17 protein-coding genes are annotated in these 18,544 nt (G+C 62.0%); 6 read left to right on the top strand and 11 right to left on the bottom strand.

What is annotated here, in order from left to right:
- Positions 1 to 12 precede the first annotated feature (12 nt).
- From AC2ETI_RS27800 to AC2ETI_RS27780, 5 genes are read right to left on the bottom strand one after another with little or no spacing between them, the layout of a single operon-like run.
- Positions 13 to 822, bottom strand: coding sequence for a cyclase family protein (locus AC2ETI_RS27800; protein ID WP_081377613.1), 810 nt, complete (start codon positions 820 to 822; stop codon positions 13 to 15).
- Positions 819 to 1,400 (bottom strand): flavin reductase family protein, encoded by a 582-nt coding sequence (locus tag AC2ETI_RS27795; RefSeq protein ID WP_020971376.1) that lies wholly within the window; start codon positions 1,398 to 1,400, stop codon positions 819 to 821. The genes AC2ETI_RS27800 and AC2ETI_RS27795 overlap by 4 nt, the downstream gene beginning before the upstream one ends.
- Positions 1,400 to 2,890: a 4-hydroxyphenylacetate 3-hydroxylase N-terminal domain-containing protein gene (locus AC2ETI_RS27790; protein ID WP_279219176.1), complete on the bottom strand. Its 1,491-nt coding sequence runs from the start codon at positions 2,888 to 2,890 to the stop codon at positions 1,400 to 1,402. The genes AC2ETI_RS27795 and AC2ETI_RS27790 overlap by 1 nt, the downstream gene beginning before the upstream one ends.
- 17 nt (positions 2,891 to 2,907) lie before the next feature.
- Complete coding sequence (locus AC2ETI_RS27785) at positions 2,908 to 3,360, bottom strand: RidA family protein (RefSeq protein ID WP_020971378.1); 453 nt, start codon at positions 3,358 to 3,360, stop codon at positions 2,908 to 2,910.
- A 25-nt stretch (positions 3,361 to 3,385) separates the two neighbouring features.
- Positions 3,386 to 4,780: a purine-cytosine permease family protein gene (locus AC2ETI_RS27780; protein ID WP_020971379.1), complete on the bottom strand. Its 1,395-nt coding sequence runs from the start codon at positions 4,778 to 4,780 to the stop codon at positions 3,386 to 3,388.
- A 173-nt stretch (positions 4,781 to 4,953) separates the two neighbouring features.
- Between AC2ETI_RS27780 and AC2ETI_RS27775 the strand changes: the two genes are divergently transcribed.
- The 4 genes from AC2ETI_RS27775 (at position 4,954) to AC2ETI_RS27760 (ending at position 9,357) form a co-directional block, all read left to right on the top strand.
- The gene (locus AC2ETI_RS27775; RefSeq protein WP_483634694.1) at positions 4,954 to 6,345 is read left to right on the top strand and encodes an L-serine ammonia-lyase; all 1,392 of its coding nucleotides are present in this window, start codon (positions 4,954 to 4,956) and stop codon (positions 6,343 to 6,345) included.
- 149 nt (positions 6,346 to 6,494) lie between these two features.
- Positions 6,495 to 7,058: a PadR family transcriptional regulator gene (locus tag AC2ETI_RS27770; RefSeq protein ID WP_003946014.1), complete on the top strand. Its 564-nt coding sequence runs from the start codon at positions 6,495 to 6,497 to the stop codon at positions 7,056 to 7,058.
- Complete coding sequence (locus tag AC2ETI_RS27765; protein WP_003945979.1) at positions 7,051 to 8,154, top strand: inositol-3-phosphate synthase; 1,104 nt, start codon at positions 7,051 to 7,053, stop codon at positions 8,152 to 8,154. Before AC2ETI_RS27770 ends, AC2ETI_RS27765 begins: the two co-directional genes overlap by 8 nt.
- 144 nt (positions 8,155 to 8,298) lie before the next feature.
- Positions 8,299 to 9,357, top strand: a complete 1,059-nt coding sequence (locus tag AC2ETI_RS27760; RefSeq protein WP_483634693.1) for an isopenicillin N synthase family dioxygenase — start codon at positions 8,299 to 8,301, stop codon at positions 9,355 to 9,357.
- Positions 9,358 to 9,365: 8 nt separating this feature from the next.
- On the opposite strand, the gene AC2ETI_RS27755 is transcribed toward AC2ETI_RS27760, so the two are convergent.
- Positions 9,366 to 11,483, bottom strand: coding sequence for an oxidoreductase (locus AC2ETI_RS27755; RefSeq protein ID WP_483634692.1), 2,118 nt, complete (start codon positions 11,481 to 11,483; stop codon positions 9,366 to 9,368).
- Between the two features lie 59 nt (positions 11,484 to 11,542).
- Entirely contained in the window at positions 11,543 to 12,928 is a 1,386-nt protein-coding gene (pdxR, locus tag AC2ETI_RS27750) for a MocR-like pyridoxine biosynthesis transcription factor PdxR (protein WP_483634691.1), read from the bottom strand.
- Positions 12,929 to 13,024: 96 nt separating this feature from the next.
- Between pdxR and AC2ETI_RS27745 the strand changes: the two genes are divergently transcribed.
- A complete protein-coding gene (locus tag AC2ETI_RS27745; RefSeq protein ID WP_259117986.1) occupies positions 13,025 to 13,732 on the top strand; it encodes a pyridoxamine 5'-phosphate oxidase family protein in 708 nt (235 codons plus the stop codon).
- Positions 13,733 to 13,795: 63 nt separating this feature from the next.
- Here AC2ETI_RS27745 and AC2ETI_RS27740 read toward each other — a convergent pair whose 3' ends face one another.
- From AC2ETI_RS27740 to AC2ETI_RS27725, 4 genes are all read right to left on the bottom strand, one after another.
- Positions 13,796 to 15,034: an HNH endonuclease signature motif containing protein gene (locus AC2ETI_RS27740; RefSeq protein WP_483634690.1), complete on the bottom strand. Its 1,239-nt coding sequence runs from the start codon at positions 15,032 to 15,034 to the stop codon at positions 13,796 to 13,798.
- A gap of 60 nt (positions 15,035 to 15,094) precedes the next feature.
- Positions 15,095 to 15,910 carry a slipin family protein gene (locus AC2ETI_RS27735; protein WP_283307768.1) on the bottom strand — a complete coding sequence of 272 codons (816 nt, stop codon included), beginning with the start codon at positions 15,908 to 15,910 and terminating at the stop codon, positions 15,095 to 15,097.
- Complete coding sequence (locus tag AC2ETI_RS27730) at positions 15,907 to 16,377, bottom strand: NfeD family protein (protein WP_336503955.1); 471 nt, start codon at positions 16,375 to 16,377, stop codon at positions 15,907 to 15,909. The genes AC2ETI_RS27735 and AC2ETI_RS27730 overlap by 4 nt, the downstream gene beginning before the upstream one ends.
- A gap of 117 nt (positions 16,378 to 16,494) precedes the next feature.
- Positions 16,495 to 17,244, bottom strand: coding sequence for an IclR family transcriptional regulator (locus AC2ETI_RS27725; RefSeq protein ID WP_020971387.1), 750 nt, complete (start codon positions 17,242 to 17,244; stop codon positions 16,495 to 16,497).
- 247 nt (positions 17,245 to 17,491) lie between these two features.
- On the opposite strand from AC2ETI_RS27725, the gene AC2ETI_RS27720 reads away from it, so the two are divergent.
- Positions 17,492 to 18,544, top strand: a complete 1,053-nt coding sequence (locus AC2ETI_RS27720; RefSeq protein ID WP_019746070.1) for an NrtA/SsuA/CpmA family ABC transporter substrate-binding protein — start codon at positions 17,492 to 17,494, stop codon at positions 18,542 to 18,544.

The following is an 18,544-nucleotide window of genomic DNA, read 5'->3' as shown; positions in this document are numbered from 1 at the left end:
CCCTGTGCGTGGTTAAGGAGTCTCCGGACTCCCTAACCGCGCACGGGGGATCGCGACGGCCCGAATGGGCGAGCCGGTGCCGCCGACGAGGTGCAGTGGCAGGCCGAAGTAGTCGAAGCGGGTGTTCACCAACTGTCCCAGATTCTGCAAATGCTCGGTGTTCACGATCCCGTACTTCTTGCACACCATGTGTCCGGCGAAGCTGTTGTCGAGACTGTTGTCGATCGCATTGCAGTCGGTGCCGATGTTTACCACACCCTTCTTCGCGAGGTATTCGGCGCCCTCCCAGGAGAATCCGGGATTCTCGTCGATGTACTTGCGTTCGGGGAACCAGCGATCGCCGTAGTCGAACCAGGCCAGTACGATATCGCCGGGCCTGATCTCCTCACCTGCCTCGGCCAGCGCCCGCTCGGCGATCTCGACGTCCTCGATACCCGCCGATCCATGTGTCATCGGTTCGGGGCCTTCGAATTTCACGTGCGATAGATCGAGACAGACGGCCGAACCGTAGTAGTACGCCAACGGGGTGTTGTCGATGGTGGCGCCGTCGGGGTCGTACTCGATGGTCGCGTCGGCGTGGGTGCCGGCGTGCTCGCTGATCACGAGATTGCGCGCGTAGAACCCATCCTTGGTCCCGTACATCGCCTTGAACTGCTCGTGTGTCTGGTTCACCGGAGTGAAGGTGCGCTGATGGCCGAACCACATCGGCATCCCTTCGTACACCGGCCTGGTCAGATCGACTATCGGTTGACGGTTCTCGAGTAGCCGATCACCAAGCAGTGGGCTCTGCTGTCTGGCAGCCGTATCCGGTGTCGTGGTCATACGATCCCTCCTTCTGGGTCTCCCACGGCGAACGAGCCGAAGGTGCGGTCGAAGTACGTCAACGGTCCGGCAGTCTCCGCGTGAGCGCCTGCACGCGCCGAGACCACGTCGGCGACAACGAGGACGTGGTCGACAGCTTCCACCATGAAGACCACTGCGCATTCGATGTTGTACAGGGCCCCGTCGATCGCCGGCAGCGAGAACCGCGGTCCAGGGCTGCACAGTTGTTCTTCGGCAATGAATTTCGGCTTACCAGGCGCAGCGAGATCGGCGGCGAGCGCCATCTTGTCGTCGGAGAGGATTGCGACGCCGAAGCGCTCGCGCTCGGCGATGTAGCGGGCTGTGACATTGGTCTTGTTCACCGACAACGAGATCCGGGCCGGATCAGCCGAGAACGAGGACACCGAACTGAGCGTCAGCCCCCAAGGTCGCCCCTCGACCTCGGTGGTCACCACCACGATACCGCTCGCCAGCTTGCGCATCGAGGCAGCAAAATCCTCGGCGGGCACACATGGGTGGGTGGCGCCGGCTGCTGCACGAAGTGATGCGGTGCGTCTGTCCATCACCGGCGCGCCCATCAGGCGATCCCCACGTAGTCGCGGACTCGCCGAGCGGCTGCGGTGCGATCGGTCTTGGAGTAGACGAGGTTACGGACGAAGGCTGGCGGAGTGGCGTTGACGTTCTCGAACAGTCCGACGCGGCCCGCGTGAGCACCCGCGACCAGGTCCCAGACGAAGTTGAAGAAGGTGTTCTTGTCCCGGGCGGAGACCCCGGTTCCAGGAAAGAACTCTTCCATCCGGGAGCCGAATTCCGGATGATCCCAAACTTTTTCGGGCCAGCGGGCGACGAGCGCCTGCCCGCACAGATCGCGAAGCAGATAGGTGATGCGGGGATAGTTCTCGATCGAGTAGAGACGGCCTGCCGTTGTCAGTTCCGGGTTCGGTACATGCAGGCCACACCATTCCACTGACTCGTGAACGGTGGCGAGCGAATACGCCTTGAGGGTTTGTGCGTAGAGCGTGATGTCGGCGACGGCAGCCTGCACACCGGGAATCTTGTCGGTGCCGAGGATCTCGGTGATCACCTGCGCCACACCGGTGAACATCTCTGCCCGGAAGGCCAGGCGCGTCATCACCGACCACAGCGAATACGCACAGGATTCGTAGTACAGGTCGAGCAATCCCAGGTTGTACTTGCTGAAGACGTACTCACGCGGGATGAACACCTTGTCGAAGATGATCGTCTGATCGAGTTCTTCACCGGCGTGATCGAGCGGGTGATCATTGCGCGGCGTGTTCATCTTCGCCGTCGGCTCGCGCAGGATGAGCGAGAGACCGGGGGAGTTGACCGGGATCGCCGCCCAGATGGCCGCTTCCGGCCCGACTCCACCGCCGAGAGTGGTCGAGAGAGTGAAAAAGTGTGCGAGGGAACCGATGCTACCGGCTACCTTCGCACCTGAGATGACGATTCCGTCGGGTCGGTCTTCGATAATGCGCAACTGCGACGGGCGCTCGTTTCGCGGAATACTCTTGTCGGACTGCGGGTCTGCGATCAGATCTGTGCTGAGCAGGTTGTGATCACCAGATATCTTCACGAAATCGCGTATGTTCTGCGCGAATTCAGGGTTCTCCGCTTCGATCCTGTCGATGGTCGAGAGGAAGCCGAGTGCCATCATTGCGCCGTAGTCGTTGGGACGGCCGTACATGCCCATGGTCTTCTGCGTGATCAGCCGCGTCGCTTCACGTTTGGCCATCAGGTCAGCGCGAGTGCGGGGAATCTGCCATCCGATGGCGCGTCGGCCACCGTCGTCGTCCACGTAGGTGAGAACGTCGCGGGTCTCCGACGCGAACTGGGCATCCTGAATTCCGGCCAGGGTGTTGACGGCACGCAGGTCGGGATGGGTGGTGACATCCTCGACATCCTCACCCTGTGAGGAGATGATGCGGCGGCCGTCGCGCAACGAGGCCTTGTACTGATCACCGGTGAGCAGGTGCCCTCCGGTCTGCGAGAGTTGTTCGGTGACCTTGTCGATGCGCAGTCTCCGGGCGTCGAGCGTGGGGTTGGTCATGATGTTCCTTTCGGTGATCAGCCGCGGATGACCGCGATGGCTTCGGCCTCGATGAGAAAGCCGTCGTACATGAGTCCGGCGACGCGTACGCCGGTACCGGCAGGCCCCTCTTCGGGGAGGAATTCCATCCGAACGCGGGTCATGGTCTCCCAGTTCTCCTGAACCTGGTCTCCCGAGCCGTCGAAGCAGTAGTAGGTATTGAGTTTGACGACGTCGCCCCAGGTGGCACCGGCCTCGGCCAGTACTGTGGTGAGCGACTCGAATACATTGCGGGTCTGCGCCTCGATGTCACCCTCTCCGAGGACGTTTCCGTGTTCGTCCGCCGAGAGTTGGCCGCCGGTGAAGACGAGGTTCCCGATCCGCCATCCCTGTGAGAACGGAGTCTTGATGTGGTGAGTCCAGGTGCTGTTCATCAGACGCTGGCGGTCAGTGCCGTCGCCGACGAGGTCGGCGAGTTCGGTCCCGGTCATGAATATTCCTTTCGGTGTTCAAGTTTCAGGCAGCGGCTGCAGCGAGAGCCGGAGTGCGCTTGGCGGAGAGTCGAACGAGCGCGAGATAGAGAAAGAAGCTGGCCACGGACCCGACGAGCCAGGACACGTCGACCCCGTTCATGGCTGCGGCCACCGGTCCGGTAAAGAAATCGCCTGACATGAAAGGCATTTGGATGACAAATCCGAGGATGTAGGTAGCCAGGGCCGGTATGTTGAAGGCCCCATAGCCGGCATTGACGTCACTGAACGCGGCAATATCGTACTGTCCCTTGGCGATCATGTAATAGTCGACCAGATTGACGATGCTCCAGGGGATGAGCAAGCACATCAGGAAGTGGATGAAGTTGGAGTAGTTGACGAGAAAGTTGTCAGCGAACAGCAGGGCCACCATGAATGCGATGACGGCGGTGCAGGTGGCGACGAGGTTACGCGCGAAAGCTCCTGGTTTCCAGCCTGTTCGGAATGTTTGCATCAACGTCAGCGTGCACAGGGACGGGCCGTAAAGGTTGATCACCGCCGCGTCGATGGCGCCGAGGAAAAGCATGACGAGAACGAAGACGCCAATCGGACCTGGCATGATGTCGAGCAGTTGAGCGACGCTTCCGTCGCCGCCTGCCGCGGTCACGAGGAGCGCACCGAGGGTCATCACCGGAATCGCGCCGACAACGGCGCCGAGATAGGTGTACCAGAACGCCTCGCGCGAAGGAGTCGCCGCGGGCAGGTAGCGAGAATAGTCGGAAACGTAAGGCGCGTAGGCGATCTGCCATGTCGCGGCGATCGACGTCATCCCGAGGAAACCTATCACGCTAAAGCTCGTATCCGCCGATGTCGCGGGCCCTCCACCGGCGGCTTGGAAGGTGAACACGGCGATCAAGATGACGGCAATTCCGAAGAGAACGAGCAAGGCGCGGTTGAGTCGGTGAATGAACTCGTAACCGAAGATGACTGCCACCAGCGTGAGACCAGTAGTCAGCACCAACGCAAGCGAGGGGTTCAATGCGGGTACCAACGCAACAAGTGTGTCTCGGGCAAGCACGATGATAGACGCGAGAAAACCCAGGTACATCAGGATGACGACGACCAACACGAGCAGCGAGCCGTACATACCGAATTGTCCACGTGCCTGAATCATCTGCGGCACACCAAGTTTTGATCCCTGCACCGAGTGCAATGCCATGAAGACCGCACCGATCAGGTTACCGAGGACGATCGCGGCAATTGTCGAGGCGATGTCGAGTCCGTACACAGTCGGACCCAGCACACCCATCACGAGGGTAAGGGGCATGATCTGGACGCCGAACCAGACCGAGAACAGATGGCGGGCAGTACCGGTGCGGCGCTCTTCCGGCACAGGTTGGATCGTGAGGTCCTCGATGAGTGAGGAATCAGTGGTCTTCATTGGCACCTCTGCAGTGCGTGAGTAGTGAGAATCGGAACCGATCGAGTGATGTACGGATAATCTACAACTGTGCAGTAAGAAATATCTACGGAACCGTGGAGAATTTTCTTTGCCGAAACATCCTCGAAACAGGGCAATTTCCCTGTTTAACTCACTTCAGACGGAGAAGATCGATGAAATCTGTGCTAAATACCTCATATTGTGCTGATGGATCTGTGGGCGCACACACGTCCATGTCCGAATTGTTTTCGATAGGCATAGGTCCGTCGAGTTCACATACCGTCGGGCCCATGCGTGCTGCCGCGTCGTTCGTGGCGGGACTACGCAACGCACACCTGCTTGCACGGACTTCGCGCATTCAGGTACGGCTTCGCGGCTCCCTCGGGGCCACCGGAGTCGGCCACGGATCTCCCGACGCAGTCCTCGCGGGCTTACGCGGATGGTCACCGCACGACTGCGATCCCGCTGCCGTCCACGGATTATGGGAACATTCGCGTTCGCTGCACGAAATATCAGTCGACGACCACTCGGTCACCGTCGCTTACGAGGACATCACTCTTGCCCCGTTCGACCCCCACCCAGATCACCCGAATGCGTTGGAGTTCACTGCGATAGCGAACGACGGCACAGTTATCGAGGACCGCACTTTCCTATCCGTCGGCGGCGGTTTCGTAGTGACGGTGGGCCAGACGCAACCATCGCCACCACAGATTCCGTACCCCTACCGCACGTTCGACGACCTTCTTACACTCAGCGCATCACGGGAAGTGACCGTCGCAGAGATTGCCGCGGCAAACGAGTGGGCGCTCGGCCGAGACCCCCAAGCCGACGCGGTCGAGATCTGGGAAGCCATGCGGGCGTGCATCGGCGCCGGTCGCACGCGGGCAGATGGCACACTCCCGGGAGGTCTTGCCGTTCGCAGACGTGCCCCCGGACTCGCCAGGACTCTGGACAGCCAACCCACGCACGAACTGACCGCAATTTCTCGGATCCAACTCGCAGCATTGGCCGTCAACGAGGAGAACGCATCGGGATTCCGGGTGGTCACCGCGCCGACGAACGGGGCAGCGGGAATCTTGCCCGCAGTTGTGGAGCATTACCTTCGGACGCCAGGTGCCGACATGAATGGCGTCGTCGACATGCTCCTGACCGCGACTGCCATCGGCAGCGTCGTGAAGGCGGGCGCTTCCATCTCCGGGGCAGAGGTCGGCTGCCAGGGCGAAGTGGGTTCGGCGTGCGCGATGGCGGCCGGAGCCTTGTGCGCGGCCCTCGGCGGAACGCCGGCACAGGTGGGAAAGGCAGCGGAGATGGGTCTGGAACATCACCTGGGCCTGACCTGTGATCCGGTGGCCGGACTGGTACAGATCCCGTGCATCGAACGCAATGCGATAGCTGCCGTCACCGCGGTTCAGGCGGCGACACTCACCCTGAACGAGGAGGATCAGCCACACCACGTCTCACTGGACACCGCCATCCGCACCTTACGCGACGTTGGCGCCGACATGCACGACAAGTACAAGGAAACTTCACGCGGCGGGCTTGCAGTCAATGTCGTCGAGTGCTGAGTTGTCCACCCAGCCCGCGGCCAATCGAGGCCGTCTATCCGTGACACCTTGGTACACGTATCGGGCCGCAGTGTGGTTTTATATATCGGCGCGATATAGTTGGTTATCGCATCAAGCGGTTAGGTTCAACGACTCGGGAGGTTTGTCAGTTGCTCGAACTCGCAATCCTCGGGCTGCTCCTCGAGTCACCGATGCACGGATACGAGCTGCGTAAGCGGCTCACTGGTCTGCTCGGCGCATTCCGCGCGTTCTCGTACGGATCGCTGTACCCGGCACTGCGGCGCATGCAAGCCGACGGATTGATCTCGGAAGACGTCGACACTGCCACCGGCACGCTCAAGCGTCGGGCGCGTCGCGTCTACCAGCTCACTCCGGAAGGTCGGCAACGTTTCACCGAACTGGTCGCCGACACCGGGCCGCAGAACTACACCGACGACGGTTTCGGCGTTCACCTCGCCTTCTTCAGCCGCACCCCCGCAGAAGCGCGGATGCGGATCCTCGAAGGCAGGCGACGCCAGGTCGAGGAGCGCCGTGAGGGGCTCCGCGAGGCCGTCGGTCGGGCCAGCGGATCGCTGGACCGCTATACCCGTCAGCTCCATCAGCTCGGACTCGAATCGAGTGAACGCGAAGTGCGTTGGCTCAACGAATTGATCGCAGCCGAGCAATCGACAACAGGAACATCCCGGAAAGAAGGAGAACCCGACCATGGGTGAGAACAGCACCGCGGTGCGCGTAGCCATTGTGGGCGTGGGTAACTGCGCCTCGTCCCTGGTTCAGGGCGTCCACTACTACAAGGATGCCGACGAGACCCAGACGGTCCCCGGCCTCATGCACGTCAAGTTCGGTAAGTACCACGTCCGCGACGTGCAGTTCGTCGCTGCGTTCGACGTCGACGCCAAGAAGGTCGGCTTCGACCTCTCCGAGGCGATCCTCGCGAGCGAGAACAACACCATCAAGATCGCCGACGTCCCGCCCCTGGACGTTCCCGTTCAGCGTGGCCCGACCCTCGACGGCATCGGCAAGTACTACGCCGAGACCATCGAGCTGTCCGACGCCGAGCCCGTCGACGTCGTCAAGGCACTCAAGGACGCTCAGGTCGACGTCCTCGTCTCCTACCTGCCCGTCGGTTCCGACGACGCTGACAAGTTCTACGCACAGTGCGCGATCGACGCAGGCGTGGCATTCGTCAACGCCCTGCCCGTCTTCATCGCTTCCGACCCGGAGTGGGCTGCCAAGTTCAAGGACGCCGGCGTCCCGATCGTCGGCGACGACATCAAGAGCCAGGTCGGCGCCACCATCACCCACCGCGTGATGGCGAAACTGTTCGAAGACCGCGGCGTCGTGCTGGACCGCACCTACCAGCTCAACGTCGGTGGAAACATGGACTTCAAGAACATGCTCGAGCGTGATCGCCTGGAGTCCAAGAAGGTTTCCAAGACCCAGGCCGTGACGTCCAACCTGACCGGCGCACTTGCCGGCAAGGTTCACGACCGCAACGTCCACATCGGTCCCTCGGACTACGTGGAGTGGCTCGACGACCGCAAGTGGGCATACGTCCGCCTCGAAGGCCGCGCCTTCGGTGACGCTCCCCTGAACCTGGAGTACAAGCTCGAGGTCTGGGATTCGCCCAACTCTGCCGGCATCATCATCGACGCCGTGCGCGCCGCCAAGATCGCCAAGGACCGCGGCATCGGTGGACCGGTTTACCCGGCTTCCGCTTACCTGATGAAGTCCCCGCCGGTCCAGATGGCCGACGACAAGGCTCGCATCGAGCTCGAAGCGTTCATCATCGGAGCCGACGAGGCCTGATTTAGGTTCACGCTGATTCGGGGTCTTGCGCCAACGGCGCAAGGCCCCGATTCTGTTATCCGCAGGGTGTTTCCGCATCCGCGCGGGTAATCACGCCTGCGGCTGCCGAATCGCCGCGCGGGTCCGGGTGCCGATCAGCGTGGAATGATGGACATCAGAACCATCACACGGATCGAGGACCCCATGTCGATTACGTCGCTGCCAGTGCTCGATCTGTCGCTGGCGCACAACCCCGACACCGCCGAGCAGTTCCGCACTCAGCTCCGCGAGGCCACCCACGAGGTCGGATTCTTCTACCTGGTCGGCCACGGAATTCCCGACGAACTGCAGCGCCGCCTCCTCGCCGTCGCCCGCGAGTTCTTCGCGCTACCGACTGCCGAGAAGCTCGCGATCGAGAACGTCCGCAGCCCGCACTTCCGTGGGTACACCAGGCTCGGCGGCGAACTGACCGAAGGCAAGCAGGACTGGCGCGAGCAGATCGACATCGGCGCCGAACAGCCCGCGGCCGAGCGCACCGACACCTCACCGGCCTGGGAGATCCTGCAGGGCCCCAACCAGTGGCCCGACGCCCTTCCCGAACTCCGCGACGTCATCACCGAGTGGAACGACACACTCACCTCGATCGCACTGAGCCTCTTACGCGAATGGGCGGTAGCCCTGGGCCAGGATGCGAACATCTTCGACGACGCGTTCGCTCACGATCCGTCGATCCTCATCAAGGTGGTGCGTTACCCGGGCCGCCCGAAAGGTGCCGGCTCCCAGGGCGTCGGCGGGCACAAGGACGCGGGTGTACTGACACTGCTCTATGTCGAACCGGGCAAGGGCGGTCTGCAGGTCGAGCACGACGGCGATTGGATCGACGCACCGCCGATCGACGGGGCGCTGGTGGTCAACATCGGCGAACTTCTCGAGGTCGCTACCGGCGGCTACTTGAAAGCGACTGTGCACCGGGTAGTTTCACCCGAGGGCGACGGCGAACGTATCTCGGTGCCGTTCTTCTTCAACCCGAACTACGCAGCGCAGATCCCGGAGTTCGACCTACCACCCGAGCTGGCGGCGCGCGCCACCGGCGTCACCGTGGACGCGAACAACCCGATCCACGATTCCTACGGGGCGAACGCCCTCAAGAGTCGACTACGCGCGCACCCCGATGTCGCGGCCCGATGGTGGCCGGACATCGTTGCGGCACAAAGCGCTACCTAGAGGATGGGTCAAAGATCCATCGCAACTTTCCACGCCGTGTGCATCGCACCTTCGATGTAGTCGACGTTCACCGCGTCACCGACCACGTGCACGTCGGAGACGACGCCGATCAGAGCGTCGGCCAGCGGCGCTTGCGCTGACACCCCCGATGCGACGACAACCATGTCGGCTGGAGCGGTCAGTGTCTTGTCACCGGAACGGAATTCGACGTGCTCCTTGGTGATTCGCTGCACCGTTGAATTGCGGTGAATGTCCACACCGACATGCTTGGCGTGGCGCACAGCCGTCCAGCGGCGCGGCATCGCCATCGGAATACCCAACTGCTGGCCTTCTTCGATCAGCGTCACATTGCGACCTCGCTCGGCCAGGAACTCCGCAAGCTCGAGTCCGACAAGCGAACCACCGATCACGACAACGTCCTTACCCATGGGCAGGAACTTGCGGGTCACAGCTCGGATCGCCGCGGGGCTCTTGGTGATACCGGACAGCTTGCCCAACTTGGCCATCGTCCGCAGGACCGGCGGCACCTGTGAGACGTCTCCCGCTCCGGTCATCAACGCGCGCAACGAATCACCGGTGTGCACGTGCGGCAAATCGCCGCCCGGAACACTAGGCCGCTCACGGACTGCACCGGTGGCCACGACTACGGCGTCGGGGTTCAATGCCCGGATCGAAGCAACCGAGGCTTCGGTCTTCAGTCGAACATCGACACCGAGACGCTCGATTTCCACTTTCAACCAGCTGAGCAGACGCCCGTTGTCCGGGGTAGTGAGGCTCGAGAACCACAGGGTGCCGCCGAGACGATCGGATTTGTCCAACACCGTGACTCGGTGCCCACGTTCAGCGGCCACGCGAGCCGTTTCGAGACCACCGGGGCCCGCTCCGACCACAACAACGTGTTTCGGGGTGCTGGTCCGAACGAAGGGGAGCAGCGCTTCGTTGCCCAGGGCAGGGTTCACCGCGCACAGCGGGGTCTCGTCCCAGAAGTTCTCCTGCACGCAGACGTAGCAATTGATGCAAGGCCGAACCCGCTCGGGTACACCGTCTTTGAGTTTGTTCACCAGCTGTGGATCGGCCAGGAGCTGGCGGCCCATCGCGGCGAAGTCCGTGCGACCTTCCGCGATCATCTTCTCGCCGACCTCGGGGAGCATACGTCCGACCGTGATCACGGGGATCGATATCGCCTGCTTGATTCGCGTTGCATTGTCCATGTAGTAGCCGACCTTGTCGGGCAGGGGGCCGTCGGTGAAGTTGGCAAAAGCATTCAGCGCGGTACCGGTGACGTGAATGGCGTCAGCGCCGGCCTCTTCGAACATCTTGGCGGCCGCAGCAGCCTCGTCGACGGTCAGCCCGTCGGTTTCGCCGTACTCTTGACCGGCCAGACGCACGATGACGGCAAGCGCACCACCGACCTCCTCCTTGACCGCCCGAATAACCTCACAAGCCAGGCGAGCACGGTTCTCCATGGAACCTCCGTACTCATCGCTGCGCTGATTCGTGTACCGACTCAGGAACGCTCCGAGGACGTAGTTGTGGGCACAGTGAATCTCGACGGCGTCGCCGCCCGCCGCTTTCACCCGTCCGGCAGCCTCGGCGAACATGCGGACGAGCCAATCAAGATCTTCCTTGGTGGCCTCGTGGTAGGTCGCCCTCTTGCCCTCGTTGATGGCAGCCATCTTGCCCAGTTCTTCGGGCGTGCAATCGGCCATCGCACTCATGTCACCCGGCGGCTTCGGTGTGGACGGGACCAACTGGGGTCGGCCGTCGAGGGTATCGATGCGCGCCACCTTGCCGTGGTGTGTCATCTGCACACAGAGCTTGCTGCCTGCGTCGTGCACCGCGTCGGCCAGCGCTTTGAGTCCGGGGATGAACCGGTCTTCGGAGAGCCCCGGTTCCTTGCGGCTGGTGCAGCCCAGCGGGTACGCAACAGCGCAGCAACCGGTGATGATCAGACCCGTTCCACCGGCCGCACGAGCCACGAAGTGGTCGATGTCGCCCTTTTCGATTTCCCCGTCTTCACACAGGTTCATGTCCATCGCAGGGAGAACCACGCGATTGGGCACGGTCATCGGGCCGATGGTGCCTGGTGCGAGCAGGTGCGGAAAGGTCTGGCTTCGGATCGTCACGAGCAGACGCTAGAACTGGACCACGCCCATCCGTTGCCGCACTCCCGATCAACGAGACTTCACGCGCTGTGACGTGCGAGGCACTCGGCTATCACCTCGAGCACATATTCTAGGTCCGCGGATTCCACTCGCCCGTAGCCGATGACCAATCCGCCGGGGTCTCCGTGCGTTCGGGTGGACTCGACCAGGGTGGGCACTTCGACGCCGTGTTCAAGTGCCTCGCGAGCGACGGTGGCTGCCAGATCCGCGTCGAGCATGAGCGTCGTGTGCATGCCGGCGCCGAGTCCGCGCAGTTCACCGAACGATGACAGTGCTTCCTCGACCGCCCGATCGCGCTCGCGGTACCTGCGCCGGGCGGTACGTACCGCTCGATCCCATTCGCCGTCACGGAGCAGGGACAGGAGTGCTTGCTGCAGCGGAACCGACGGGAAGTCGCCGATTCGCTTGCGGTGTAATGCTATGCGGTCGACCAGGTCGAGGGGAGCTACCAACCAGCCCAACCGAATTCCGGCGCCGAGCGTCTTGGCAACCGTTCCGAGATACACCACCCGATCAGGAGCCAACTGGGCAAGCGCAGGTAAAGGCGCTACGTCGTAACGGAATTCGGAGTCGTAATCGTCCTCGAACAGGACGACGTCGCGGGCGCGTGCGAACTCGATCAACTGGTTGCGCCGACCTACCGGAAGCAGCCCACCCGTCGGATACTGATGGGACGGTGTCACATACACACCGCGGACGCTCTCCGACGCCGTTTCGAGTTGGTCGACACAGAGACCATGAGCGTCGACGGGCACGTCGAGCAGCGACCATCCACAGGCTGTTGCGGCCGAGGACGCATACCGGTATCCGGGATCTTCCATCGCCAAGACAGCATCACGGGTACGCAGAGCCGACAGGGCGAGGCCGAGACCATGCGTGGCACCTGAGGTGATCAGGATTCTCTCGGGTTCAACCGACATTCCGCGGGCTCTTGCCAGCAATTCCGATAGTGCCGAACGCAATTCGTAGTCACCCGCAGGATCGGGATCCTCGAATGGTGGCGGTTTGGACCCGACGTCACGCCACGCCCGCCGCCACGCTGCCGATGCACGCGGCGGCGTCCACGGCACGCCTGGCCGGAGCTGCACCCTGGGCGACATCTTGTCGGCGGTCTTCTTCGGTGTAGTCGTGGGAGTGACCACGGGAGAGGGCGCCTCGGCAACGAAGGTGCCCGAGCCGTGCACAGCGACAAGCCAACCCTCGGCGATCAACTGCTCATACGCCCGTTCCACGACGCCCCGCGCCACCTCGAGCTCCGCCGCCAGCTTCCGGGAACTGGGTAACCTCAGTCCCACTGCCGCCTTACCACTGCGGATATCAGCTCTGAGGTGGTCGGCAATCTGGATCGGGAGCGCCCGCCGATCTGTCCGGTCGAGGACGACGGCTACCGCCGAAGGAAGAAACATTCAGAACCCTCTCGGAAGTGGAAATCGAAGTGGCCTATCGAAGTCTCCACTGATTGGACCATGACTTGAAGCCACTTTGCCACCAGCATTGTCTGCATGACAGATTCCGTTGTCTTTGCTGCCCCTGCTCCTGCCCCCACTGCACCTATTCCGCTGTCTCCGACAGCACGTACGACGCACAAGCGCGCCCGCCACCACGGCGTCGCAGAACGCGCGGCACTCGTCGACGTCTTGCAGTCCGCGAAGCTGTGCCACATGGGCGTGAACGTCGGCGGAGTTCCCATGGTGTTTCCCACCGCGTACGGGTTCGACCTCGACGGCCCTGACCGCGGCGGGTCTATTTATGTTCACGGCTCGGTGGCCTCGCGAAGCTTGGCTCCGGACAGCGAAATCTGCATCACCATCACGATCCTCGACGGGCTCGTGTTGGCTCGGTCGGGCTTCCACCACTCGATGAACTACCGCAGCGGCGTCATCGTCGGATCACCTCGAGTCGTGACCGACGGCGACGAGCGAGTGAAGGCTTTGAATCTGATCGTCGACCAGGTGGTTCCCGGACGTTCCCAACACCTTCGGGATCACACGCGCAAGGAAATGGCGGCAACCATCGTTCTTGCACTGCCGTTGTACGAGGCTTCCGTCAAGGCCCGCACCGGCGGCCCCGGCGACGATGCCGCCGACATTGGTGTCGAAACCGTTTGGGCTGGAGTAGTTCCCGCAGCTACGCACTTCGGTGAACCGATCCCGTCCGAGGATCTCGACTCAGGTGTCGCGCTTCCGGACCATATCTCGACGATGCTCTGACCGCACACGCCGTACACCGGGGCATGGCTATGCCCCGGTGTGTGCGTATTCAGTTGCGCCCGTTCAGGCTGCTGTGGGCGGGCTGTTCCCGCCGATCGGATGCTGGTGCGGATCAACCGACATCGGTGGGTAGAACACCGTCTTCCGATCCGGGCCGATCTCCACCCGCCATTCCGTGTGGTGCATCGTCCGATGATGATGACCACATAACAAGATCAGATTGTCGAGATCCGTTGGGCCACCATCACCCCAGTGAACAATATGATGAGCATCGCACCACCCCGACGGCGTCCCACACCCCGGAAACGCACACCCGCCATCCCGAACCGCAAGAGCCCGGCGCTGCGGAACAGTCGCCGTTCTCGCTTCCTTACCGCAGTCGAGCGGAACACCGTTCTCATCCAACAAGATCCGCGTCACGGTGCAGTCGCACGCCAGCATCCGGGCAGTATCGATACTGATCGGACCTACCCAATCCGTCCACGCGAACCCCAGTTCCTCCGTCGACGGCAGGAGGTCTTTCAACGCTTGCAGATCTGTCATATCTTTTGCCGACGCGGTGACCGTGATGTGTGGTTTCACGCCGCCTTCGATCGGACCCAACCCCGCCCGCTCGTACCGGCGCAACAATTCGCAGAACCCGTCCGCCCGTCGTAATGCAGGCGTGCGCGTGTCCTTCACGCCATCCTTCTCCGGCGTCGGAGCCGACAAACTCGACAGCAACGTGATCAACCGTGCCCCGTTGATCGCATCCAAATCACCCTTCACAGTGACCCGCCCGTACAGGCCTTTCGAGGCGTAAAACTCGTTCCGCTCCGAATCCTCGCCGACCGGAACACCGTCCTCACGCTTGCCGTACTGCTTCTCGATCCGCCGAATCGCCGCCCGCACCGCATCACAATCCGCGATGTTCTTCGACGCCAACCCCAACAAGATCCCGCGAGCCTTGCCGACATCCGCCAGGGTCATGTTCTTCGGTGGATGCTGACAAAACGACGCCACCTGCCGCGCCTTCAACGCATCAACATCACCCCGGTGAAACGCATCCGCCACAACAGGTTCGAGCATCAACAACCGCGCCAACCCGACCAGCAGACTGCACTCACCGATCTCCAAATTCGTCGAACCATGCAACCACTGCGCGATCGCCCGAAAACCCTTCCCACCGAGAACCTCACGGGAAAACATCTCCACGATCAACAACACCAACCGCGACTGCAACTCGTGCCGAGCGTGCACCAGATCGAGAACCTCACTCTTGAGGTCCTCGCCATCCAGTTGCCACGCATCCCGACTGTCCATGCAGCAATCGTATTCGAACACAGTTTCGAATACAAGAGAATTTCGAGATGAAACTAGCTGCTAATCAACAACTTTCGCATTCCAGACAGAACGGGCATGTTCTTGGGTGACTGTGGAAACCTCCGCTTGGCCGCCCATGAAGGGCCGGACAAGATCCAGCGGCAAGGGGAAGACAACGGTGGAGTTGTTCTCGCTACCGATCTCGTGAAGTGTCTGCAGATATCGCAATTGCAGGGTGGTCGGATTGCGGCTGATCACCTCGGCCGCCTCGGCGAGCTTGGCCGAAGCCTGAAACTCTGCGTCGGCGTTGATGATCTTGGCTCGACGTTCACGTTCGGCCTCTGCTTGCCTGGCGATGGCGCGCTGCATGTTGGCTGGAATCTCGACGTCCTTGATCTCGACGGTCGTGACCTTGACGCCCCACGGTTCGGTCTGCTGGTCGATGACTTTCTGCAGATCCTCGTTGAGGCGTTCACGTTCGGATAGCAGCGAGTCCAGCTCAGCTTTACCGAGGATGGAGCGCAGTGTGGTCTGGGCGATCTGTGAGGTGGCGGCCAGAAAGTCCTCGACTTCGACTATCGAACGGTCAGCGTCGACGACCCGAAAGTACGTGACGGCGGTGACCTTCACAGGAACATTGTCGCGGGTAATCACTTCTTGGACCGGTATTTTCAGCGTGACGGTTCGCAGACTGACCCGTTCCATACGATCGATCGCCGGCACCAGAATCACCAGGCCTGGGCCTTTCAAGGTGATCAATCGGCCGAGGCGGAACACCACCGCGCGCTCGTACTCGCGCAGAACTCTCACCGACATTCCCACAAGGACTGCAATCAGCACGACAAACACGGACAACACGACAAGCACGGTGGTCATAGCGGCAGCTCCCACGGTTCACGACGGCGCACTCTCAGAGTCAGGCCTCGTACCTGCTCTACGACGACGGATTCGCCCACGGCAGGCACAGAGTCGTCGTACCCGAATTCCATTCGAGCACTCCATAATCCGCCGTCAAGCTCGACCTGCCCCTGCACGCCCGTCCAACTGCGAACGGTCGCGTCGGAACCGACAAGAGATTCCGTCCCGGTACGCACGGGAGCGCGGCGCGCGGTAAGCGCTTTTCGACTCGCTACCGCCACCACGCCCAGGCCGACTACCGCGACCCCCGCCGTCACCGGGATCGCGATCAATTGCCCGATACCGTCGGATGTGAAAAGCATCCAGACGCCGGCCCCGATCATGAGTGCTCCAAGCACACCGAGCACCCCCGCGGTTGGGGCATGCGCCTCGACCACGATCAACAGGACGCCCAGCAGCAGGGCAACGACACCGATCGTCGTCATCACTCGTCTCCACGCTCGCGAGGACGCGGTCACGTCGCGTAGCCATTGTGCGATCGCGCCCTCGACTTCAACGGTAATCACGTTCGGCCGGATCTGCCACAAGCGCTTCACGCCAGTTCAGAGAAGCACTTCACCGATCTGTCGCGCAGTTACCTTGGCAAGATCCGCGAGGAACGGAATCCGTTCGTCGATCATCAGCTCGACCGGACCACGAAGCCCGAGAGCGTAACGCACAGTGCCGGATCCATCGATGATCGGAATTCCGATCGTTCGGTAATCCGGGGTCAACTCCTCGTCGTTGAATCCGTATCCTCGCTCACGAGTCAGTTCCAATTCCCGGCGGATACCGGCAACATCGGTGATCGCACGCTGAGTGGTCGCTTCACGTGGCAGCGCAGCGAGCTCGGAATCGTCGACATCGGACCAAGCCAGAAAGGCTTTCCCCAGTGCGCTCGCATGCAAGGGAAGGCGGACACCCTGGAGCACGTGCCCGTCGGCCTCGCGCCATCGGCTGAATCCGAGCAACACCACCTCACTTCCGCTTCGCACTGCCAGGGAGGCGGATGCTCCTGTCGTCGCGGCCAATTGCTCCAAATAGGGCTCGGACAGATAGATCCGATGCTGCCGGTAGGAGACCTGTCCGTATGCCGCCAGCGCCGCGCCGATGCGATACCGACTGGTTGCGTCGTCCTTCTCGAGGAACCCCGCGTCGACGAGCGACTGCAGCAATCGATGCGTGGTGCTGACCGCAAGCTCTTGTCGCCGCGCAACTTCCGAGACTCCCAGTTCTTCGCCACTGCGAAAACATGTGAGCATGGTCAGGGCACGGGTTACCGTCTGAACTCCCGCGCCGCGTGCGTCCGTCACGAACGATCCTTTCGCTGTGGCCTGATCGACCTGAGAATCGGACGCTAACACGGACCCAGCAGTCCGGCCATCCTTTCCATCAGGTGGAAAGGAACCAGACGACGGTCCATAAAAGCCCAGATGAACAGACTTCCGATGTTGTCAAGATTTCCAATCTCCAGAAAACAAACGGGGGTAAAACGGACAGGCACCCAATAGCGTCATCGTCGTCAGTTCTGACGAATCAACGCCTGAAGGAGCCACATACATGTCCCGCTTCCGCCGACTGCCACGAGCTGCCGCTGCGCTCGCCATGATCCCGCTGGCCGGGTTGGCGGTGGCGTGTGGGTCTTCCGATTCCGACAGCGCCGCAGGCAATTCCAGCGCCGACTTCACGCTCAAAGTCTTCGATCCCGGAAACTCCGGTGCCATCGCCGTCGGCAAGCGTGACGGAACCTACGACGAGGCGCTGGCACCGCTGGGCGCAAAGATCGAATGGGTCAAGACCACACCGGGATTCAGCTCCAACCTCAAACTGTTCAACAGCGGTGAGCTCGACATCCAAACCGGCGCATACAGTCCCGTCGTCGGCGCACTGTCCAAGGACGTGGGTGTCCGCATCTTCGCCACGTCCGACCCGTACAACAAGGACCAGGCCGGCATCATCGCCACTCCGGAATCCGGAATCAAGACCGTCGCAGATCTGGCCGGCAAGCGCATCGCCGTCAACCCTGCAGGTAAGGGCGAGTACATCACGCTCAAGGCCTTGACGCAGGCCGGAGTGCCGATCGATTCCGTCGAACGTGTTCCGCTGCAACAGGCTGACGCGGCGTCGGCGTTCTCCACCGGGCAGGTCGACGCGTGGGCATCGTTCCTGATTCCGTATCAGGAGGCCAAGGCCAAGGGCGCGGTCGAGATCGCAACCGAGGCGAGCATCGACTCCGTGGACAGCACCATCATCGCCGGCCGCACCGCAGTACTCGAAGCGCATCCCGAGGTGGTCCAGAAGTTCCTCGAGGTCACCCAGGAACTCACCGCGAAGCAGCAGGCCGACCCAGCAGCCTTCGAGAACGTCTTCGAACAGACCGGTCCGCGTGCACTCTCCGGACAGCGGCTCGACGACGCGATCACCCTGGGCGGCCAGATCACCAACTTCCGCTATCCGACCGCAGCGGATGCCACCGACCTCGAATCGATCTCCACACTGTTCGCCGAGAACAAGGTGATCCAGCAGCCGCTCAAGGGCAGCGATGTGATCTTCGACCTCCAGGGTGCTGTGGCAGGTTCGGCAGCGGCAGCGCCCACCACCGAGGGGAAGTGA

This window comes from Rhodococcus sp. MurmanLake-1, from assembly GCF_056945715.1.
Note: the sequence above shows the minus strand (reverse complement) of the source record. Positions and strands in the feature narration are given on the sequence as shown.